Origin of the sequence: Formivibrio citricus, from assembly GCF_900115065.1 — a bacterium.
In the GTDB taxonomy this organism is placed as follows: Bacteria; Pseudomonadota; Gammaproteobacteria; order Burkholderiales; family Chitinibacteraceae; genus Formivibrio; species Formivibrio citricus.
Genome location: NZ_FOVE01000003.1, coordinates 174141 through 194100, shown reverse-complemented (window position 1 = coordinate 194100; position 19960 = coordinate 174141). Strand labels below are relative to the sequence as shown.

The following is a 19960-nucleotide window of genomic DNA, read 5'->3' as shown; positions in this document are numbered from 1 at the left end:
GCAAAAGGAATCAGAATGGCGATTGTCGGTTTATTGTTGGGAATGCTGCTGGGCGCGATGCTCGGCTCGCTGTTTGATTCCACTGTTGCCGGAATGCTGGTTGGCGGCTTGCTCGGGGTTTTGTTGCTGCGTGGCAATGGCGGCAAGACGGCTGAACAGGCTTTGCAGGAAACCGGCCAGTTGCGGGCTTTGCTGGCCGAGCAGCAGAAGTGTTTTGACCTTGAACTGGCGCAATTGCGGGCGCGGATCGCTGCGCTGGAAGGAAGCGGGATCGAAGCCGCTCCACCGACTGAGGCGGCTCAGTCACCAGCAACGGCAGAAGCCGAAACGGTTCAAGAGATCAGTTTTGAAGTAGAAGACGTGGTGACGGCTCAGCCCGAACTGCCTTCCGCAGCAAAACCCGAGCCCGTCTTGCCCTCCGCTCCGCCGGTTTGCGAGCCCAAGCCTGCAGAACCCGTTCTTTCCCAAACTGCACCAGTCACCATCGAGGCCACCCCGAACTTCATCGAGCATGCATTCACGGCGGCGAAAGACTGGCTGTTCGGTGGCAATACGCTGGTGCGCGTCGGCGTGCTGCTGGTGTTCCTGGGGCTTGCGTTCCTGCTGCGCTATGCGTCCGAGCGTTTCGTGATCCCGGTCGAGCTGCGTTATATCGGCGTGGTCGCAACAGCGCTGGTCGGGCTGGGGCTGGGCTGGCGGTTGCGCGAATCGCGCCGGGCCTATGCCTTGCTGTTGCAGGGAGCGTCGGTGGGGGTGATGTACCTCACGATCTTTGCCGCGATGCGTCTGCACCATATCCTGCCGTTGCATGCCGGCTTTGCGCTCTTGGTGCTGGTGGCGGTTTCCTCGGCGGTGCTGGCCGTAGCGCAGGATGCGCTGGCGCTTGCGGTGGCCGGGTCGCTCGGTGGTTTTGCCGCGCCGATCCTGGCTTCGACCGGCGGCGGCAACCATGTGGCGCTGTTCTCCTATTTCGCGCTGCTCAATGCCGGCATTCTCGGCATGGCGTGGTTCAAGGCATGGCGCCCGCTCAACCTGGTGGGGTTTTTCAGCACCTTCCTGATCGGGTTGGCTTGGGGGCTGCGCTCGTACGTGCCGGTTCATTACGCCAGCACGCAGTTCTTCGTGATCCTCTTCTTCCTGATGTTCGTCGGCATCGGTCTTTTGTTCGCGCGGCGCGTGCTGCTCGACGACCCGGCTGCACCGGAGCGGATCGGTTCCGGTGAGTGGTGGCGCTGGGTTCGGCAGCATGGCGGCGACTGGCGCCGCTATGTGGACGGCACCTTGCTGTTCGGCGCGCCGCTGGCCGGGTTCAGCCTGCAATACGCGCTGGTGCGCGAGTCGGAATACGGCGCGGCGTTCAGCGCGCTGGCGCTCGGCGTTTTCTACATGCTGCTGGCGCGGCTGCTCTACAGCCGCACGCAGGCGGCGTTGCGCTTGCTGGTCGAAGTGTTCCTCGCACTCGGCGTGGTTTTTGCCTCGCTCGCGATTCCGCTCGCGCTCGATGCGCAGTGGACTGCCGCGGCGTGGGCGGTCGAGGCGGCCGGAATCTACTGGGTGGGGCACCGGCAGGGGCGTGCGCTGGGGCGGGGGTTTGCCCTGCTGTTGCAGACCGGCGCGCTGTTCGCTTGGTTGAGCCGCGTATATCCGGGAACGGAATCGCTGCTGTCCGGGCCGGTACTGGGCGCGTTGCTGCTGGGGCTGGCCTTCCTGTGCAACGCGCTGTCGCTACGCATGGCGTTGCAGGACGAGGAGCGTGCAGCCTGCTGGGACAAGGATTTGCTGCCGGTTTTCAACACGCTGGGCTTGTGGTTCCTCTACCTGATCGCGCCGCTGACGCTCAAGGCGCAAGGCACTGCGGTGGCTTGGGCGCTGGCCGGGTTGGTTACGGTCTACCTGGGGCTGCGCTTGCAGGCGCGCGCCTGGATCGGCAACGCACTGGCGGTGCAGGCGCTGGCGGGGCTGGTGTTTTTGACCGACATTCGCCACGGGGCGGGGGGCTTGGGTGTGCTGGTGTTTGGCGGATCGGGCTGGCGCGGCATCGCGGTGGCTTCGCTGGTGGGCGGTACGGTGCTGTACAGCGCCTTTCTGGCCATACGCGCGGCGCGGGCGAACGGCGACGAACGCTTTGAACGGCGCATGGGCTGGCTGACGCTGTTCGGCTTGGTGTTCCTGGTGCTGGCGGTGCTGTTCATCCTGCCGTGGGCGAGTGCGACTGGCGTATGGGCGGGTTGTGGTTTCTTCCTGCTAGTGCTGGCTTTGTGGCTCGCATTGAAGCCGGTGTTCTGGTTTGCGCTGGCCTTGCAGCTTGTGGCGGGCGCGGCCTATGTGCTGACCGGCTTTCCGCGCTTGCTGGCTTCGCCGCTGGCGGATCGTTTGTTGCCTGCGTTTGCCCATAGCGGATTCTGGACGCCGGCCGTGATTGCGCTCGCCGCGTTCTGCGTGGCCTGGCGGCTGGTGGCCAGCGACCGCCCGGAAGCGGGCGAGCCGCTTGGCAACCGGATTGCGTTGCCGGCGCTGGTGTGGTCCACCCTGTGGTGGGCGTTTGCCTGGTGGGCGGAGCTCTCGCGCCTGTTGCCGGCGGTGCAGGCGGGGCATGTGTTCCTCGGCGTGATGGCCGTGACGGTGCTGGTCTGGAGCCGCCTTGCTGCGCATCTGGCATGGGGCGCGCTGGTCGGCATGGGCGGTGCGCTGCTGCCGCTTGCGGCGCTTGTTGCGCTAACTGACTTCGCGCGCGACTGGCATCCGTTCGGGCAGTGGGGATGGCTGGGATTTGGTCTGGTGCTGGCCGCGCATCTGGCCTTGCTGGCGCGTGCCGGGTTGCTGCGTGAGTCCGCAGAACGGGCTCTGCATCTGGCCGGCTGTTGGACGGGATTGCTGGTACTGTCGCTGGAATTGCGCCACGTATTCTTGCTGCTCTCGCAACCCGGCAGCGCCTGGCGCTGGCTGGGTTGGGTATTGCCGCTCGCGCTCTGGCTGCTCTGGAGCGGCTGGCGCAGCGCACCGCGTTACGGGCCGACGGACGCCCACCCGACGCTGTACCGCTACACGGCGACGCTGCCGGTGTTCCTGTTGCTGATGGCCTGGGCCGGGTTTTCCGCGCTCAAGTCGGCTGGCAATCCCGCACCCTTGCCGTTCATTCCGCTGGTCAACCCGCTGGAGATTGCGCAGGTGCTGGTGCTGTACGCGGGCTGGCACTGGCTTGCCGAACTGGAAACCGAAGCGGAAGACCCTCCGCAATTTGCCGGTGCGGCGAGCGCCTTGCGCTGGCTGCTGTATGTCGTGGCCTTTGCGGCCTATACGATGCTGGTTCTGCGCGCCGTGCACCAGCTCGGCGGCGTGGCCTGGCGCACGGAAGCGCTGCTGCGCTCGATGACTGCGCAGGCCAGCCTGTCGCTTGCCTGGAGCGTGCTGGCGCTGGGGCTGATGATCGCCGGGCATCGTCTGGGGCGGCGTTGGGTCTGGATCACGGGCGCAGCGCTGGTGGCGGTGGTCGTCGCCAAGCTCTTCCTGGTGGAACTTTCGCAGCGCGGCGGGGTGGAACGCATCGTTTCCTTCCTCGGCGTGGGCGTGTTGCTGTTGGTGGTCGGCTACTTTGCGCCGCTGCCGCCCGCGGCCGACAAGGAGAAAACATGAACCTGAAAACCTCGGTTGAACCACAGAGGTATGAAAAACACAGAGAAAAAACAAGCCGTTCTGTCTTGAAATGGCCTCGTTCGATGGGTGAGCGGGCAACCATGCGCAAGGGTCTGATGCCGTTTACATTAAGGATTTTTATGCGCCTGCGGCGCAGGATTTAGAGCCGGTTCCGCCCGGCAAACGGGAAGGGGATTTGTCTCGCCAAATCCCCTTCACCCCTAGGCGAGCCCGCTCCGGCGCCCCTGCGGGGTTCCCTGCGATGCTCGCAAGACGCGGCGGCTGCGCAACTCGGCCTGCGGCCTCAAACAGTGCTCGCCGAATTCCCGCGCCTTGCTGTGCTTCTCTGCGCCTTCCAGGGCGGAGCGTGCTGCATACGGCGCTGATCGAGAAAAACGCTGCCCGCTTGGTTTAAGCAATGACATTGGCGCAAGGGCCTGATTTCTCGCTCTTCTCCGTGTCTCCGCGTCTCTGTGGTGAGGGATTTAAAATGAAATTACCGATTTTTCTGGTGTCACTGCTGGCGTTGCCTGTCCTTGCAGCCGAAGCGCCGCAGGATTTCGCCTGGCGCGTGCCGCTGGAGGTAAAAGCCGGCGCGCCCTACCAGCGCATCACGCTGCCGATGGCGGCGTATATCCATGCCAGCCATACCGATCTGCGCGACCTGCGCGTGTTCAACAGCGAAGGACGGCCGGTGCCGCTGGCGCACGTGGTGCCGCGCGGCAGCAACGAAAAAACCACGCGCAGCATGCCGCTGCGTTGGTTTCCGCTGACCGCGCCGCAAACGGCGCCGGGCGCATCGCTCGACGTACACGTGCGCCAGGACGCCAAAGGTGCGCTGCTCGAAGTGAAATCGCGTGCGCCGGCGGCTTCCGGCGAACAATTACGCCGCGGCTATGTGCTCGATGCCAGCGCCATCGAAAAACGCCAGGCGATCACAGCGCTGACGCTGGATTGGCGCGACGGGCAGGGCTTTCAGTTGCTCGACGTCGAGGCCAGCGACAACCTGCAGGACTGGCGCCGGGTGCGTAGCGGTGTGCAGCTCGCGCGGCTTGACTACAACGGCGAGCGCATCGAGCGCCGGCGTATCGAGATCGGCGGATTGCCCGGCCGCTACCTGCGCCTCTTGTGGCGCGAACCGGCCCGTGCACCTGAGCTGACCAGCGCCGAGATCGAGGAAACCGTGGCCCAATGGCGGGCTCCGGAGCGGGTCTGGACCGGGGCGCTGACGCCGCTGCGCTCCCCGCTCAACCTGCATCAGGGCGAATACCACTACCGCCTGCCGCAGACCTTGCCAGTGACGCGGCTGCGCCTGACCTTGCCGCAGGGCAATGTACTGCTGCCGCTGGAAATCCTCAGCCCGGACCAGGATCGCCGTCACTGGTCGAGACTGGCCCGCTGCGTGGCCTACCGCATTACTGAACAGGGCCGGGAATGGTTGCAGGACGAAATCACCTTGCCGGGTTACCCGCTCAGGGAATTCATCGTCCGCTTCGACCGGCGCAGCAGCCAGGGAATGAGCGCGCCGGTGCTGGAAGCCGGAATCGAGGCAGGGCAGGTGGTCTTCCTCGCCGAAGGCAAGGCACCGTATACGCTGGCCGTGGGCAATGCCCACGCTGCGGGCAGGGCGCTGCCGCTGGGTACGCTGGCGCCGGGGCTGGATACGCCGGGCGGCCCCAAGTTGGCCGATGCGCAAGTGCTGGTCGGGCAAGCAGCTTCCGGCGTGGCAGCAGCCCAGGCGGAAACCGGACCGGCTGACTGGAAACGAATCGCGCTCTGGGCGGTGCTTGTCGTGGGTGTTTTGGCGATGATTTTGATGGCGTGGCAGTTGGTGCGGCAGATGAAAAAACCACACCCATAGCCGGCTACCCGTTTCTCCTTGCTACAAGGCAATGTGTGGGGGTAAAAACAAGACTTGGCTGGAACAGGCAAAAACAAAACAAGCCCGTTATAACGGGTCAGGGAGAATGCAAATGACCATGGCGTTTGAATACGATTCGCCCGGCAATGACGTGGGCGCGCTGCGGCGCGCGATTGCCAACAAGCTTGTCTTTGCCGTCGGCAAGGATCCGCTGGATGCCCAGCCCAAGGATTGGCTCAACGCCACTTTCCTCGCGGTGCGTGACCGCCTGGTGGAGCGCTGGATGCGCACTTCGCGCGCGCAGGCTTCGCAGGACGCGCGCCGGGTCTATTACCTCTCGATGGAATTCCTGATCGGCCGGGCGCTGTCCAATGCGCTGCTGTCGCTCGATCTCTACGATACGGTCAAGGAAGCGCTCGACGATCTGGGCGTGAATCTCGACGACATCACGGGTTCCGAGCCGGATGCGGCGCTTGGCAACGGCGGCCTGGGGCGGTTGGCGGCCTGTTTCATGGATTCGCTCGCCACGCTGGCCTTGCCCGGAATGGGCTACGGCATCCGCTACGATTACGGCATGTTCAAGCAGTGCATCATCGGCGGCCAGCAGGTCGAAACGCCGGATTACTGGCTTTCCGCGCTTAATGTCTGGGAATTTCCGCGCGATGAGGTGCATTTCCGTGTCTGCTTTGGCGGGCGGCTTGAAACCGTGAACGGCAAGACGCGCTGGGTCGATGCGCAGGATGTGCGCGCCACGGCCTACGATTACATCATCCCCGGTCACGGCAACGGCGCGGCCAATACGCTGCGCCTGTGGTCGGCGCGGGCCAGCCGCGAGATCAACCTTTCCAAGTTCAACCAGGGCGATTACTTCGCGGCGGTCGAGGACAAGAACCACTCCGAGAACGTTTCGCGCGTGCTCTATCCGGACGATTCCACTTTCAGCGGCAAGGAACTGCGCCTGCGCCAGGAGTATTTCTTCGTCTCTGCGAGTTTGCAGGACATCCTCAACCGCTTCCGGCGTGATCACGAAACGCTGGGCATGCTGCCCGAGAAGATCGCGATCCACCTCAACGATACCCACCCGGTGCTGGCTATCCCTGAGCTCATGCGCCTGTTGATCGATGAGCACAATCTCGATTGGGATACGGCCTGGGATTACACGCAGCGCATTTTCAGCTACACCAACCACACGCTGATGAGCGAGGCGCTGGAAACCTGGCCGGTGGAGATGCTGGGCCGCCTGCTGCCGCGCCATCTGCAGATCGTTTTCGAGATCAACGAGTGCTTCCTCAAGGAAGTGGCTGCGGGCGGACACGATGCCGGATTCATCCGCCGCGTGTCGCTGATCGATGAGCATGGCGAGCGCAAGGTACGCATGGCCTGGCTGGCCGTACTGGCGAGCCACAAGGTCAACGGTGTTTCCGAGTTGCATTCTGAACTCATGAAGCAGTCGATCTTTGCCGATTTCTACCTGCTGTACCCGGAACGCTTTACCAACGTGACCAACGGTATCACGCCGCGCCGCTGGCTGGCGCAGGCCAACCGGCCGCTGGCGAAACTGGTCGACCGCACCATCGGCCAAAGCTGGCGTACCCGGCTCGACGATCTGGGCGAGCTGGCAATGCAGGTCGACTATCCGCAGTTCGTGGCCGAATTTCGCGCGGCCAAGATGGCGAACAAAGAGCGGTTGTCGAACTATGTAGCACAGACCATGGGCGGTTATATCGACCCGAATGCGCTGTTCGACGTGCAGGTGAAGCGCATCCACGAATACAAACGCCAGTTGCTCAACGTGCTGCATGTCATCACCCGCTACAACCGCATTCTCAAGAATCCGGAAGCCGACTGGGTGCCGCGCGTGGTGATCTTTGCCGGCAAGGCGGCTTCGGCGTACAAGATGGCCAAGACCATCATCCACCTCATCAACGATGTGGCGCTCAAGATCAATACCGACCCGCGCGTCGGCAACCTGCTCAAGGTGGTGTTCATTCCGAACTACCGCGTGAGCTTGGCCGAGATCATCATCCCGGCCGCTGATCTTTCCGAGCAGATTTCCACGGCCGGGCTGGAGGCCTCGGGCACCGGCAACATGAAGTTCGCGCTCAACGGCGCGCTGACCATCGGCACCTGGGACGGCGCCAATATCGAGATCGCCGAAGCGGTCGGGCTCGACAACATCTTCATCTTCGGCAACCGTGCAGATGAAGTCGAACGTCTGCACCGTGAAGGCTACAACCCGCGCGCGCTCTACGAAGCCAATCCCGAACTGCATGAAGCGCTGACGCAGCTTGCTACCGGTTACTTCACACCCGAAGACCCGGAACGTTACAGGCTGGTCTACGATGCGCTCGTCAACTGGGGCGACCACTACCAGTTGCTTGCCGACTACGCCGACTACGTGGCGACGCAGGACAAGGTCGATGCGCTGTGGCGCCAGCCGGAACTGTGGACGCAGAAGGCGATCCGCAACATGGCGGCAATGGGCCGTTTCTCGTCGGACCGCACGATCGGCGAGTATGCAGATAGAATCTGGCGCACTTCACCCATCAAACTGTGATTTTCATGAGCAACGATAGCCACCTGATCGAAGAAACCCTCGATTCCCGCCGCGTATTCGACGGCAACCTGCTGCACATCAACTGCGACCGCGTGCGCCTGCCCGATGGCGGCCAGGTCGACCGCGAATACGTGGTGCACCCCGGCGCGGTCATGATCCTGCCGGTGCTGGACGACGGGCGCCTCCTGATGGAACGCCAGTACCGCTATCCGCTGAAACAGGTGGTAGTCGAATTCCCGGCCGGCAAGATCGATCCGGGCGAAGATACGCTCGCCTGCGCGCAGCGCGAATTGCAGGAGGAAACCGGCTACAGCGCGAGCGAATGGGAATACCTCGGCGCGTTCCACCCTCTGGTCAGCTACTCCGACGAAATCATCCACATCTACCGCGCCAGAGGCCTGACTGCTGGCGCGACTAATCTGGATGAAGAAGAGTTCGTTGAAATCGTGCCGATGAGTCTTGACCAACTGAAAGCCGGTATCCTGGACGGCAGCATGACCGATGCGAAGACCATCACTGGCGTCTTTTGGTTGCTGAATCGTTAACCCGTCATACCGGCAAAGGCCGGTATCCAGAGCTTGGTTTGCAAGGAGGAACTGGATGCCGGCTTTCGCTGGCATGACGAAATTGATGTTGTTTCGCGTTAACCCGCACTTGAAACTTTTCCCGCGTGCAGGCATCTTAGACAGTGTCGGGTTGTCCGATACTCTTTCTCAAGGAGAATACCCATGGAATTCCAGACCGCGACTTACGGCTCTGCCACGCTGGCCGCGGAACGCAACCGGGTGTTGCGCAACACCTATTTCCTGCTGGCGCTGACCATGCTGCCGACCGCTGCCGGCGCACTTCTTGGCGTATCCATGCGCTTTGCGATGTCGCCGTGGATGGGGCTGCTGCTGTTTCTCGGCGTGAGCTTCGGCTGCTTCTTTGCGATTGAAAAGACCAAGAACAGTTCCGCAGGCGTATTTATCTTGCTTGGCTGGACCGGTTTCATGGGGCTGTGGCTGTCGCAGATTCTGCAGGTTGCGTTGCGTTTTTCCAACGGCGCATCCCTGATCGGTACGGCGGCCATTGGTACGGCGGCGATCTTCTTCACGCTGGCCACGGTGGCCACGGTCACGAAGAAGGATTTCGGCTTCCTTGGCAATTTCCTGTTCGTCGGCGCGATCATCGTGCTGCTGGCCGCAATCGCCAACATGTTCTTTGCCATGCCGGCGCTGCATCTGGCGATTTCCTGCGTCGCGCTGCTGGTCTTCTCGCTCTACATCCTGTACGACGTGAGCCAGATCGTGAACGGTGGCGAAACCAATTACGTTACAGCTACGCTGCAACTGTATCTGGACGTGTACAACGTGTTCGTCAGCCTGCTGAACCTGCTGATGCTGCTGTCCGGCAATCGCCGCGACTGATCCGGTCCCCGCATCAACAAAAAACCGCCAGCGATTTCGCTGGCGGTTTTTTTGCGGCCTATGGCCCGGTTCTCGTTTCCGGAGGATGAGGCGGCTTGCCAAAGGCAATGCCCGTGAAGGTCTGGTTGGCGTGAATGCCTTTGAATTGCTCCCCGTAAGTGGTGAAACCGACCGAGCTGTTGTCTTTCAGAATGTCTTCCACAAAACGACGGATTCCTTTTTGCGTGGCAATCAGCTTGCGCAGAACGCAGTCGCAGGCCAGTGTCAATATGGGCTCTCCCAGTTGGCTGTGAAGGTTCTGGAAAGTCGCGCGCATGTTTTCGACCAGGTCCAGAGCGCCCGTGACTTGCAGGCTTTGTCCTTCCTCAATGGCGCAATAGAAGGTCAAACTGCCATCGGGGTTCTGTTTCTGGATGGAGCGGACGTAGGGGGTGCCGCGCAGAATGGTCACCACCGGAGAAGCGGCAAAGTAGGCGGGGCTGAGCTTTTCAGGCTCGATGCCGAGTAGTCGCGCGTATTCCTGTGCAGCCGGCTGGCCGTTGAGTTTGATGACGGTACGTGTTCTGACGTCGGCTTCGGTGACGAGCAGGCGTTCATTTCCCGGCTGGTAGTGATGCGTTATGAAGGCGCGGAAAGGCAGCGAAGTCGCAGCCAGCAGGAGTACTGCGCTGTCGTTGTGGAAGCTGCCTTCGTGGAACACATGGGTGTGTTTGAAATGCTGGTCATCGCCCGCGGAACCACCGGCCAGTGCGATATCGCCCAGCGCTTCATGCAGCGTTGTGATGACAGTTTCTTCGCGTTTGGACAGCCCATCGATCAGCAGGAAACCGAATGTGTCGTTCAGCCTGGTTTCCGGCGTGCGGGCACGCAGGCGCAGTTTCAGGTCACAAGCCAGGTCGCGACCTTGCGAGGCACGAAACGAGGCCAGATTGTCCAGCCGGCCCGTTACCGCCGTGAACAGGTTTTGCGGGAAGCAAACTGCACTCAGGCTGTTATCGAGATAGCCTGCCGGGCCAATCTCGCCCGCAGTGGTGCAGCCGATGACCTCATTGCCGGCAAACAGGCGGTTGATTTCATCACCCAGTACTTCAAGGTTGTATTGGCTGGAACAGAAAAAAAGAACCGTTGAGCCGATTTTCGGCACTAGCTGCGCATGGATGTCTCTTGCCGCTGCCCGGGCATCGATCAGACGGGATTGGGCGGTGCGGAGTTGTTCCGTGTCCATTCAAAACCTTCCATGCCCTGAACAATCAACAACTTGCAATATAGAAGATGTAAGGAAAGTTGTTTGGGAATTGTGATTTTTTTGCCGATAAATCGCCACCGCTACGCAATTTGGCGGGAGGCCCCGCCAAATTGCGGTATCAATCAAAAGACCTTGAGACCGTGCAGCAGCACCACGGCAATCGACAAAGGGGCAACGAAACGCACCAGGAAAAACACCGCCTTTACCAGCGGCGAATTCTGCAGTTCGCCATGATTGCCGAGCTGTTTTTCCACTTCCGGAAGACCGTAGACCCAGCCCACGAACAGGCAGATCAGGATGCCCCCCAGCGGCAGCAGCACGTTTGAGCTGAGGAAGTCGAAGAGATCGAAGGCCGTCATGCCGAAGAGTTTGATATCGGCCATGAGGCTGTTCGAAAGCGAGGCCGGAATACCCAGGAGCAGAATCGCCGCAATGGTGTAGAGCGCGGCATGCTTGCGGGTCAGCTTGTAGCGCTCGGTCAGGATGGCGACCGGCACTTCGAGCAGCGAAAGGATTGCACCGACGCTGGCCACCGCCGTGAGGATGAAGAACAGCGTCATGAAGAGCGTGCCGCCGGGCATGCTGGTGAAGACGGCCGGGATCGTCATGAAGACGAGCGACGGGCCGGCTGCGGGCGCAAAACCGAAAGCAAACACTGCCGGGAAGATTGCGATGCCGGCGAGCAGCGAGACGGACAGGTCGGCGAGCATCACGCGCGTCGTGGTCAGCGGGATGTTCTGGTCACCGCGGAAATAGCTGCCATAGGTCAGCATGCAGCCCATGCCGATCGAGAGCTTGAAGAAAGCCAGCCCCAGCGCGGTGAGCACAACTTCGGAAGTGATCTTGGAAAAATCCGGCGTGAACAGGAACTTGAGCCCCTCCATTGCGCCGGGCAGCGTCAGGCTGCGCACGCACAGGATCAGCAGCAGGACGAACAGCAGCGGCATCAACCGACGTGTGACGGCTTCGATGCCCTTCGATACGCCGAGCATGATGATGCCGCCGGTGATGCCCAGTACCAGCCATTGCCACAGCAGCGATGCCACCGGGTTGGAAACCAGCTTGCCGAAAGCCGCACCGGCGATTTTCGGGTCGATGGTGGCGATCTCGCCGGACAGGGCCTTGAAAATGTAGGCGTACACCCAGCCTGCCACGCCGGAATAGAAGGACATGATCAGCAATGCGGCAGCAAACCCCATCCAGCCGATGACTTTCCAGGCGCTCTGGCTGGGCGGTGCGACGCGTTCGAACGTGGTGACGGCATTGGCGCGCGCGGCGCGGCCGAGCATGGTTTCGACCATCATCAGCGGCAGGCCGACCATGAGTGTGGCGAGCAGGTAGACCAGCAGGAAACCCGCGCCGCCGTTGGCGCCGGTGAGATAGGGGAACTTCCAGATGTTGCCCAGTCCGACCGCCGAGCCCAGGGTGGCGACCAGAACGCCAAAGGTCGAAGTGAACCCGTCACGCGTGGATTGCGTCATGCCTTCTCCAGTTTACAGCTTGCATATTGGGAAGGCGGACTATCCCTTTTGCGCTGCCGGGCGTCCATTCGGGAAAACCCGGTCGGGGGAGGGGTGGGTGGGGGTAAATCCGTGTGCTTGATCTCTGCTACCCTCACCCCAACCCTCTCCCCGCGAGGGAGAGGGAGTTCAGTGCGCGCCGTGTGTGCGAGATTTATATAAAAACAACGAGTTGTAGGGTGCGCCGTGCGCACGCGGAATGGCCCCGCCAAACAACAGATCAGCTCTTCCCGTAATAGCTCGCAACCACGGCCACTTCGTTGCGCGACCCCAGAACGACCGGTACGCGCTGGTGCACGCCAGTGGGCTGGATTTCCATGATGCGCTGCGTGCCGGTGGTGGCTGCACCGCCGGCCTGCTCAACGATGAACGCCATCGGGTTGGCTTCGTACATCAAGCGCAGCTTGCCGCCCTTGGACTGGGTCTTGGCATCAATCGGATAGAGGAAGATACCGCCACGCGTCATGATGCGATGCACGTCGGCTACCATGGCAGCAACCCAGCGCATGTTGAAATCCTTGCCCCGCGGGCCGGTCGATCCGCTCAGCAGGTCGTCGATATAGTGCTTTATCGGCGCTTCCCAGTGGCGCATGTTCGACATGTTGATCGCGAATTCCTTGGTGTCGGCCGGAATCTGCAAGTTTTCCTGGGTCAGGATGAAAGAGCCGCATTCACGGTCGAGCGTGAAGCTGGCTACGCCGTCGCCCACGGTCAGGATGAGCTGCGTGGTCGGGCCGTAGACGGTATAGCCGGCCGCTACCTGCTCGGTACCGGGTTGCATGAAAGCCTCATTCTGGCTCGGATCGGCGCCTTCCGGACAGCGCAGTACCGAGAAAATGGTGCCGACCGGCGCGTTGATGTCGATGTTCGACGAGCCATCGAGCGGATCGAACAGCAGCAGGTATTCGCCCTGCGGATAGCGGTTGGGAATCGCATGCGGCAGTTCCATTTCCTCGGACGCCATGCCGGCCAGATGGCCGCCCCATTCGTTGGCCTCGAGCAGGATCTCGTTCGAGAGCACGTCCAGCTTTTTCTGCGCTTCGCCCTGCACGTTGTCGCTGCCGGCTTCGCCCAATACGCCGCCGTTTTCTGCAATCGCACCCTTGCCGATGGCAATGGCGATGCCCTTGCAGGCGCGGGCCACGACTTCGATCAGCAAGCGCAGATCGGCATTGATCTTGCCCCGTTCGCGTTGTTCTTCGATCAGATAGCGGCTCAGTGAGATGCGGCGCATGGTGTCCTCCGGATGAATTGGGTCGCAGGCGGGGATGCCTGCAATGCGGCGCAATGATAAACCCGAGGCGCAAAAAGGTCATGTCCTGATTGGAGAGGAAGATGAATGGCCGCTGTTTGTGAAAGTGTCCATTTCATGACTTCTTCCCTGCACAATGAGCCTGAAACAACAAGCCCCGGCATCGAACCGGGGCTTGTCGTGAAAGGACTCCGCCAGATTCTGTCCTGGTAGTCAGTTACGCAGGTTCGCGTGGATGCAGGGCGTGACGAACATGGCAGAATCTGTGTGATTGACTACTAACCCATTCCCAGCACCACCCGGTAGGTCACGAACGACGCCAGATAAGCCAGTCCGAACAAATAGCCAGCCATGACCAGCGGCATTTTCCAGCCGCCGGTTTCGCGTTTGACCGCCGCCAGTGTGGCGAGGCATTGCGGGGCGAAGATGTACCAGGCCAGCAGGGAGAACGCCGTGGCGAGGCTCCAGCTTTCGGCGATCAGCGGGGCCAGGGCCTGGGCCGTTTCTCCGCCGGTCGCGGTAAGCGCGTAGACCGTACCGAGGGCACTGACCGCGACTTCGCGCGCTGCCAGTCCGGGGATCAGCGCGATACAGATCTGCCAGTTGAAACCGATTGGCTCGAAAACCGTGGCCAGCGCGTGGCCGATCATGCCGGCGAAGCTGTATTCGATGGCCGCGCCGGTGGCGCCTTCCGGTGCGCCGGGGAAGCTCGCCAGGAACCAGATGAGAATGCTCAGCAGCAGGATCACGCCGCCGACGCGCTTCAGGAAGATCGTGCCGCGTTGCCACAGGCCGATGGCGATGTTGCGCACGGTCGGCAGATGGTAGCTCGGCAACTCCATCATCAGCGGGCGCACCTGGCGGCCGGCACTGGTAAAGCGCTTGAGCGTCCAGGCCACAAGCATCGCGCCGACAATGCCGGCGACGTACAGGCCGAGCAGTACCAGCCCCTGCAACTCGAACATGCCCCAGATTTCCTGTTGCGGAATGAAGGCGCCGATCAGCAGCGCATACACCGGCAGGCGCGCGGAGCAGGTCATCAGCGGTGCGATCATGATTGTCACCAGCCGGTCGCGCGGGTTGGCGATGGTGCGGGCGGCCATGATGCCGGGAATCGCACAGGCAAAGCTCGACAGCAGCGGGATGAACGAGCGCCCGCTCAAGCCTACGCCGCCCATGAGCCGGTCGAGCAGGAAGGCCGCGCGCGGCAGATAGCCGGATTCCTCCAGTACCAGAATGAAGAAGTACAGGATGATGATCTGCGGCAGGAATACCAGCACCCCGCCCGCACCGGCGATGATGCCGTCGACGACGAGGCTCTTGATCCAGCCCTCGGGCAGCAGGTCGCCCGCCAGGGCGCTGACCCCGCCCGTTGTCGCCTGGATCAGTGCCTTGGGTGCTTCGGCCCAGGCAAACACGGCCTGGAATACCAGAAACAGTACGGCAGCCAGCAACAGCGGGCCGACGACCGGATGCAGCACGAAGCGGTCGATGCGGTCGCTCGTGGTGTGCGGGACGATCTCGTCGAGATTCAGCCGTTGCAGGATTTGCCTGACCACAATGTGGTCGGCCTGCTCGGAGTGCTCATTGCTGCCGTGGCTGGCCGGCGCGGCGTTGCGCCAGACGTTCTGGTCGTCGAACAGCGCCAGCAGGGGTTCGATGCCGTCGCGCTTGATCGCCACGGTGCTGACCACCGGCATGCCGAGCTCGGCCGCCAGCGCTGCGGGCGAAATGCGCAGGCCGCGCTTTTCCGCGAGGTCGGTCATGTTGAGCGCGACCACGCACGGCAGGCCCAGACGTTTCACGGCCAGCGCCAAGCGCAGGTTGCGGCGCAGGTTGGTGGCATCGACCACGCAGACCACGAGGTCCGGCCGCTTTTCACCTTGCGCGCGACCGAACAGCACGTCGCAGGTCACGCGCTCGTCCGGCGAGCGCGGGTAAAGGCTGTAGGCGCCCGGCAGGTCGAGTACGCGGATGGTCTTGCCGGCCGGCGTGGTGAAACGGCCTTCCTTGCGTTCGACCGTAACGCCGGCATAGTTCGCGACCTTCTGCCGGCTGCCGGTCAGGCGGTTGAACAGCGCGGTCTTGCCGCAGTTGGGGTTGCCGACCAGCGCCATGAGCGGGCCGCTCGGATGAAAGTGGATGACGGCCTGGTTCATGCTTGGTTTCCTTTCAGTTTGGCAACGAAGACGGAGTGCCCGGGATCGCCCGGTGCGACCCGGATGCATGCCGCTTCTGCACTCCGCAATGCAAAAGTGGATTGGCCGATTCGCACCACCAGCGGATCGCCGCCGGGAATGCCTTTGGCCATCAAAGTGACTTGTTCACCGGGGATGAAGCCGATTTCTTCGAGCCAGCGCGCCCATTCGGGCGCGTTGGCCGGTGCCTGTATGCGGTCTACAGTCAGGGGTTGGCCGAGTATGGCCAGATCAAGCGTAGCGGGCGTTGTTATGTGGGACATTATTTTCTCCTGCGTATTGGCTCAGAACTTGTTCACGCTCTTGCTGCGAAACCGTGATCGGGGCTCATGTATTGCCCGGAATCCTCATTTATCTGCATAAACTCCGGTTCCTGCGCCGCGCTTCACCCCGCTGACGGCGTCTGCGACAGATCGTGAACAGGCTCTCAGAAGTGCCTGGTCTCGCTGGCGCTTTGTGTGCCGTCGTCGGTGATCGGCGGCTGGCGCGCGAAAGTCTGTGTCGAAAGGCTCGTCCGAGTGACCAGGATGGCTCGTCGTAAGTGCGGGTGCCGGATTTGGGGGTGCGTGTGACTAACCATGTTGAATTGTCTATTAATGCATTTTTCTAAAATGAGAATCGTTATCAATATATATGAAGCTCGCGTTTGTCTCAATTGTTAATGAGAAACATTCTTGATAAATATCAAGCGAGCGGCATACGGGGGGCTGATAAGCCTCTATTGCTTTGTCTGGCAGCCGCGGCGGATGAAGCGCGATTCGTAAAGAAAGCCCGGCACTAGTAGTCAGTCACGCAGGTTTGCGTGGATGCCGAGGCGCGCATCCGCGCCCCATGCGCGCGAAGCGAACCGCAGCCATAGCAGGGCTATGGCGAGGATGAGCGACAACGCGAATGGGGATGCGGGGCACGCCGAACATAGCAGAATCTGTGTGACTGACTACCAGATCGAAGCCGAAATTGCGCGCCATGGCGAGGTGCTCTTCGGTTTCGACGCCTTCGAGGACGGTGGTCAGGCCAAGATCGGCGGCCTGGGCCAGCACCCAGGTCAGGATCGTGCGCTGGCGCGGCGACAGCCAGCCGGAAAGCCAGGCGCGGTCGAACTTGATGAATTCCGCATTCAGCGGCGAGGCGTAGGAAATCAGCCCGCGCGATGACGACATGTCATCGATGGCCATCTTGATTTTCGCGGCATCGAATGCGTCCATCATCTGCTTGGACAGCAATACGTCTTCCATGTGCAGGTTTTCGGTGTCCGGGTTGCATGATGAGTCATTGTTTTTCTTCTGCTTCAATTGGCAAGCTGAAATCCCCGCGGGCGACGCGCCCGATCGCCGCGGCGAAACTGCCCATGCCCGTGCCGCGATAGAACAGGCAGGGTTTGCCGATGCGCTTGCAGTGATTTTTGACCTGGTAATACGCCGAGTGGCTGATGTGGTCGGTCGGGCAGACCACGACATCCGCACCACGGATCATCTCCGGCAGGCGGGAGAGCGATTCCTCCATGCCGCCGTCGTGATGGATCAGGTGGATGCCGAGACGGTCCGCGAGTTGCCGGTATTGCGCCTGCATGGAGGTGCGCCCGCCCACGTAGAGGATGCAGCGTTCGGACAGCGCATGCTCGCAGGCACCGCATTCTTCCGTCGCTTGCCGTGAACAGCCGGGGGGCGCCTGCTTGCCGAGGAAGGCGTGCAGCAACTGTTCCAGTTCGTCCCGCTCGGCAAGTGCCGCATTTCTTTCCGTGGCCAGTTTCTGCGCGGCGGCATGGCTGGCTGCCTGCGTCTTTTCCAGGGACCACAGACGCTGTTCGGCGGCAAACAGCCGCTGGTTCCGTTTTTTCAGTTCCAGCACTTCCTTGCACAACGCGCTGACCGCTTGGCCCGACTCGTAATCGACAAGGCGCTGGCGGTTGGCCTCGTGCAGTTCTTGTGCTGCCTCCAGTTCGGCCAGCCGGGTTTCCAGCTCGGCGTTGCGTTGTCGCAATGCCGCCATCTGCTGCCGGGTAACGTCTTTCTCCTGCTGCACCGCCTGCATCAGCTCGGCATTCTCCGTTTCCAGCCGGGCCAGCCGTCTGGCATCAGCGACCTGTCCGGCCCCTACCTGATGCGACAGCATGTGGATGTCGGCATAGGCGCAGTGGCGGGTATCCACGCTGGAGGCTTTGTGCGTCAACGCGGCCCACAAGGCGCCTGCCACCTCACCGCTCTCCAGGCTGGCTTTCCACTGTTCGAGCACCTCGGCATCGGTTTTCAGCCTGGAAAAACGCTCGATCTGGAGCTGGTATTTCTTGTCCAGATAGCGCTGCAGGGCTTCGGAAAAATCGTTCCTGATGCGCGCCTGTCCCACGGCCTCGACATGCAGGGCGAACTCGTCGTGCAGCGCCGCTGCAAGGCCGAAACGCTTGGCCAGTTTCGCCAGCTCCGGCATGGGAATGCAGGTGCCGATCACCGGGCAATGGTATTTCTCGGCCAGTTCCCACAAACGGAGACGGACGGGAGTCGCATGCCCGGCAGCTTCATGGGGGGCAGGGAGCGAATGGCCCGGCGACAGGATGCCGGATTGCGCAAACTGCGCGATCACGGGCTTAAGCCTGGAGGGCGCAGACATGGCCGCCTCCTTTTGTCTGGTCGGCCAGTCTCAGGCTGGCGCGCTCCAGCAGCACGCCTGTTTCCTGGTCGATTCCCGGCATGTCCGCAATCCGGTCGAGCAGGCGCGCCGCCTGGCGCCCGGACTGCGCGCAGCCCGTTTCGGCGTATCGCACCATCAAACTGAGCGCTCCCGCCCAGAGTTCTGTGTTTGGCATACCCCATTCTCCGTAATGAATCTGGACGAACGTCCAACTAGTGGTCAGTCCACTGGCGATGAAGGTTCCATCATATTGCGGTACGGAATGAGTGTAAATGATAATTAATATCATTTAATGGGCGCGAGGCTGAGGTAAGTCCTGCTTTCGTTTTATCGAGACCGTTTACTGGAATTTGCGTCCGGCATCGAGCGCCAAGCCCATGCCGATGCTGCCGAACAAATCACCCTCGACATGCCGGGCTTGCGGCATGTGGGCGGCGAGCCGCGTGCGCAGCAACGGCACGCTGCAAGCGCCGCCGGTAAAGAACACGGTATCGACTTCCGTGCTGCGGATGTTGGCTTGCAGCATCAGTTCATCGAGCGTCGATTCGATCTTTTGAACCAGCGGCTCGATGGCTTGGGAGAAGTCTTCCCGGGTAAGCGCCGGACACAGGTCTTGTTCCAGATGTCGCAGGTCGAGGCGGGTTTCGGTGACGGACGAGAGCGCGATCTTGGCTTCTTCAACCTGCAGGGCGAGCCAGTGGCCGGCGCGCAGGTTGATCAGGCGGATCAGTCGTTCGATCTTGTCCTTTTCGCGAGCGTTGCGGAAGGTGTCCTGCAAGCCGGGCAGCACGCCGCGCGCATACACCGAGTTGATGGTGTGCCAGGTGGCCAGGTTGAAATAGATGCCCGAGGGCACTTCCGCGCCGTTAGCCAGCAGGGATTTGAAGCCCAGCAGCGGCATGACGGCAGCGAGGTTCAACGCCCGGTCGAAATCCGTTCCGCCGATGTGCACGCCGGCGTTGGCGAGGATGTCGCTGCGGCGGTCGGTATGGTGCGCGCGCTCCGGGGAAAGCCGTACCAGCGAGAAATCCGACGTGCCGCCGCCGATGTCGACTACCAGCACCAGTTCTTCGCCGGCGATGGCGGCTTCGTAGTTGAAGGCCGCGGCGATGGGCTCGAACTGGAATTCGACATGCCGGAACCCCACCGCACGGGCGATTTCTTCCAGGGTGTCCTGCGCTTGCCGGTCCGCCACGGGGTCGTCATCGACAAAATGCACGGGGCGGCCGAGCACGGCCTGTTCGAAAGACTGGCCTGCAGCCTCTTCACCGCGCGCCTTGAGTTCGCCGATGAATTCGGCCAGCAGCTCGCGGAAGGGCAGTGCATGGCCGTGGACCTCGGTGCGGCCGTCGATCAGGCTGGTGCCGAGAACGCTTTTCAGCGCACGCATCAGCCGGCCTTCGTAGCCTTCGAGGTATTCGGCCAGCGCCTGGCGGCCGAAGCAGGTGTGGTTTTCGTCGGCATTGAAAAACACCACCGAGGGCAGGGTGGTTTTGCCGTCTTCCAGCGGCAAGAGGCGTGGCCGGCCGGCCGTAGCGATGCCGAAGGTGGAATTGGAGGTGCCGAAGTCGAGGCCGCAAGCGTGATGCATGGTCGTGGGGCGAAGCAAAAAGGGCGGGATTCTACCTGAAAGCGGTGGGCGCTGTGCCGGGTAAATAT

15 protein-coding genes are annotated in these 19960 nt (G+C 61.9%); 6 read left to right on the top strand and 9 right to left on the bottom strand.

Annotated features, from left to right (window positions below):
• The first annotated feature begins 15 nt into the window (after positions 1-15).
• From BMZ36_RS03255 to BMZ36_RS03235, 6 genes are all read left to right on the top strand, one after another.
• Positions 16-3633, top strand: a complete 3618-nt coding sequence (locus tag BMZ36_RS03255; protein WP_218142616.1) for a DUF2339 domain-containing protein — start codon at positions 16-18, stop codon at positions 3631-3633.
• Positions 3630-3797 (top strand): hypothetical protein, encoded by a 168-nt coding sequence (locus BMZ36_RS14490; RefSeq protein WP_177187758.1) that lies wholly within the window; start codon positions 3630-3632, stop codon positions 3795-3797. Before BMZ36_RS03255 ends, BMZ36_RS14490 begins: the two co-directional genes overlap by 4 nt.
• Positions 3798-4123: 326 nt before the next feature.
• Positions 4124-5494, top strand: coding sequence for a DUF3999 domain-containing protein (locus BMZ36_RS03250; RefSeq protein WP_177187757.1), 1371 nt, complete (start codon positions 4124-4126; stop codon positions 5492-5494).
• A 112-nt stretch (positions 5495-5606) separates the two neighbouring features.
• Positions 5607-8051, top strand: coding sequence for a glycogen/starch/alpha-glucan phosphorylase (locus BMZ36_RS03245; protein ID WP_091191306.1), 2445 nt, complete (start codon positions 5607-5609; stop codon positions 8049-8051).
• Positions 8052-8056: 5 nt separating this feature from the next.
• Positions 8057-8596 carry an NUDIX domain-containing protein gene (locus BMZ36_RS03240; protein ID WP_091191304.1) on the top strand — a complete coding sequence of 180 codons (540 nt, stop codon included), beginning with the start codon at positions 8057-8059 and terminating at the stop codon, positions 8594-8596.
• A gap of 183 nt (positions 8597-8779) precedes the next feature.
• The gene (locus BMZ36_RS03235) at positions 8780-9460 is read left to right on the top strand and encodes a Bax inhibitor-1/YccA family protein (RefSeq protein WP_091191302.1); all 681 of its coding nucleotides are present in this window, start codon (positions 8780-8782) and stop codon (positions 9458-9460) included.
• Positions 9461-9518: 58 nt separating this feature from the next.
• On the opposite strand, the gene BMZ36_RS03230 is transcribed toward BMZ36_RS03235, so the two are convergent.
• From BMZ36_RS03230 to BMZ36_RS03190, 9 genes are all read right to left on the bottom strand, one after another.
• On the bottom strand, positions 9519-10685 hold the full coding sequence (locus BMZ36_RS03230) for an FIST N-terminal domain-containing protein (RefSeq protein WP_091191301.1): 1167 nt from the start codon (positions 10683-10685) through the stop codon (positions 9519-9521).
• 143 nt (positions 10686-10828) lie between these two features.
• Positions 10829-12187 (bottom strand): sodium-dependent transporter, encoded by a 1359-nt coding sequence (locus tag BMZ36_RS03225; RefSeq protein ID WP_091191299.1) that lies wholly within the window; start codon positions 12185-12187, stop codon positions 10829-10831.
• 259 nt (positions 12188-12446) lie between these two features.
• The gene (locus BMZ36_RS03220; protein ID WP_091191405.1) at positions 12447-13460 is read right to left on the bottom strand and encodes a class 1 fructose-bisphosphatase; all 1014 of its coding nucleotides are present in this window, start codon (positions 13458-13460) and stop codon (positions 12447-12449) included.
• 296 nt (positions 13461-13756) lie between these two features.
• Positions 13757-15637, bottom strand: coding sequence for a ferrous iron transporter B (feoB, locus tag BMZ36_RS03215; RefSeq protein WP_091191297.1), 1881 nt, complete (start codon positions 15635-15637; stop codon positions 13757-13759).
• Entirely contained in the window at positions 15634-15939 is a 306-nt protein-coding gene (locus BMZ36_RS03210; protein WP_091191295.1) for a FeoA family protein, read from the bottom strand. Before BMZ36_RS03210 ends, feoB begins: the two co-directional genes overlap by 4 nt.
• Before the next feature lie 525 nt (positions 15940-16464).
• Positions 16465-16911, bottom strand: coding sequence for an EAL domain-containing protein (locus BMZ36_RS03205; RefSeq protein WP_143085957.1), 447 nt, complete (start codon positions 16909-16911; stop codon positions 16465-16467).
• A gap of 34 nt (positions 16912-16945) precedes the next feature.
• The gene (locus BMZ36_RS03200) at positions 16946-18280 is read right to left on the bottom strand and encodes a DUF2325 domain-containing protein (protein ID WP_091191290.1); all 1335 of its coding nucleotides are present in this window, start codon (positions 18278-18280) and stop codon (positions 16946-16948) included.
• On the bottom strand, positions 18258-18476 hold the full coding sequence (locus tag BMZ36_RS03195; protein WP_091191287.1) for a hypothetical protein: 219 nt from the start codon (positions 18474-18476) through the stop codon (positions 18258-18260). The genes BMZ36_RS03200 and BMZ36_RS03195 overlap by 23 nt, the downstream gene beginning before the upstream one ends.
• 165 nt (positions 18477-18641) lie before the next feature.
• On the bottom strand, positions 18642-19892 hold the full coding sequence (locus BMZ36_RS03190) for an Hsp70 family protein (protein WP_091191285.1): 1251 nt from the start codon (positions 19890-19892) through the stop codon (positions 18642-18644).
• Positions 19893-19960 lie beyond the last annotated feature (68 nt).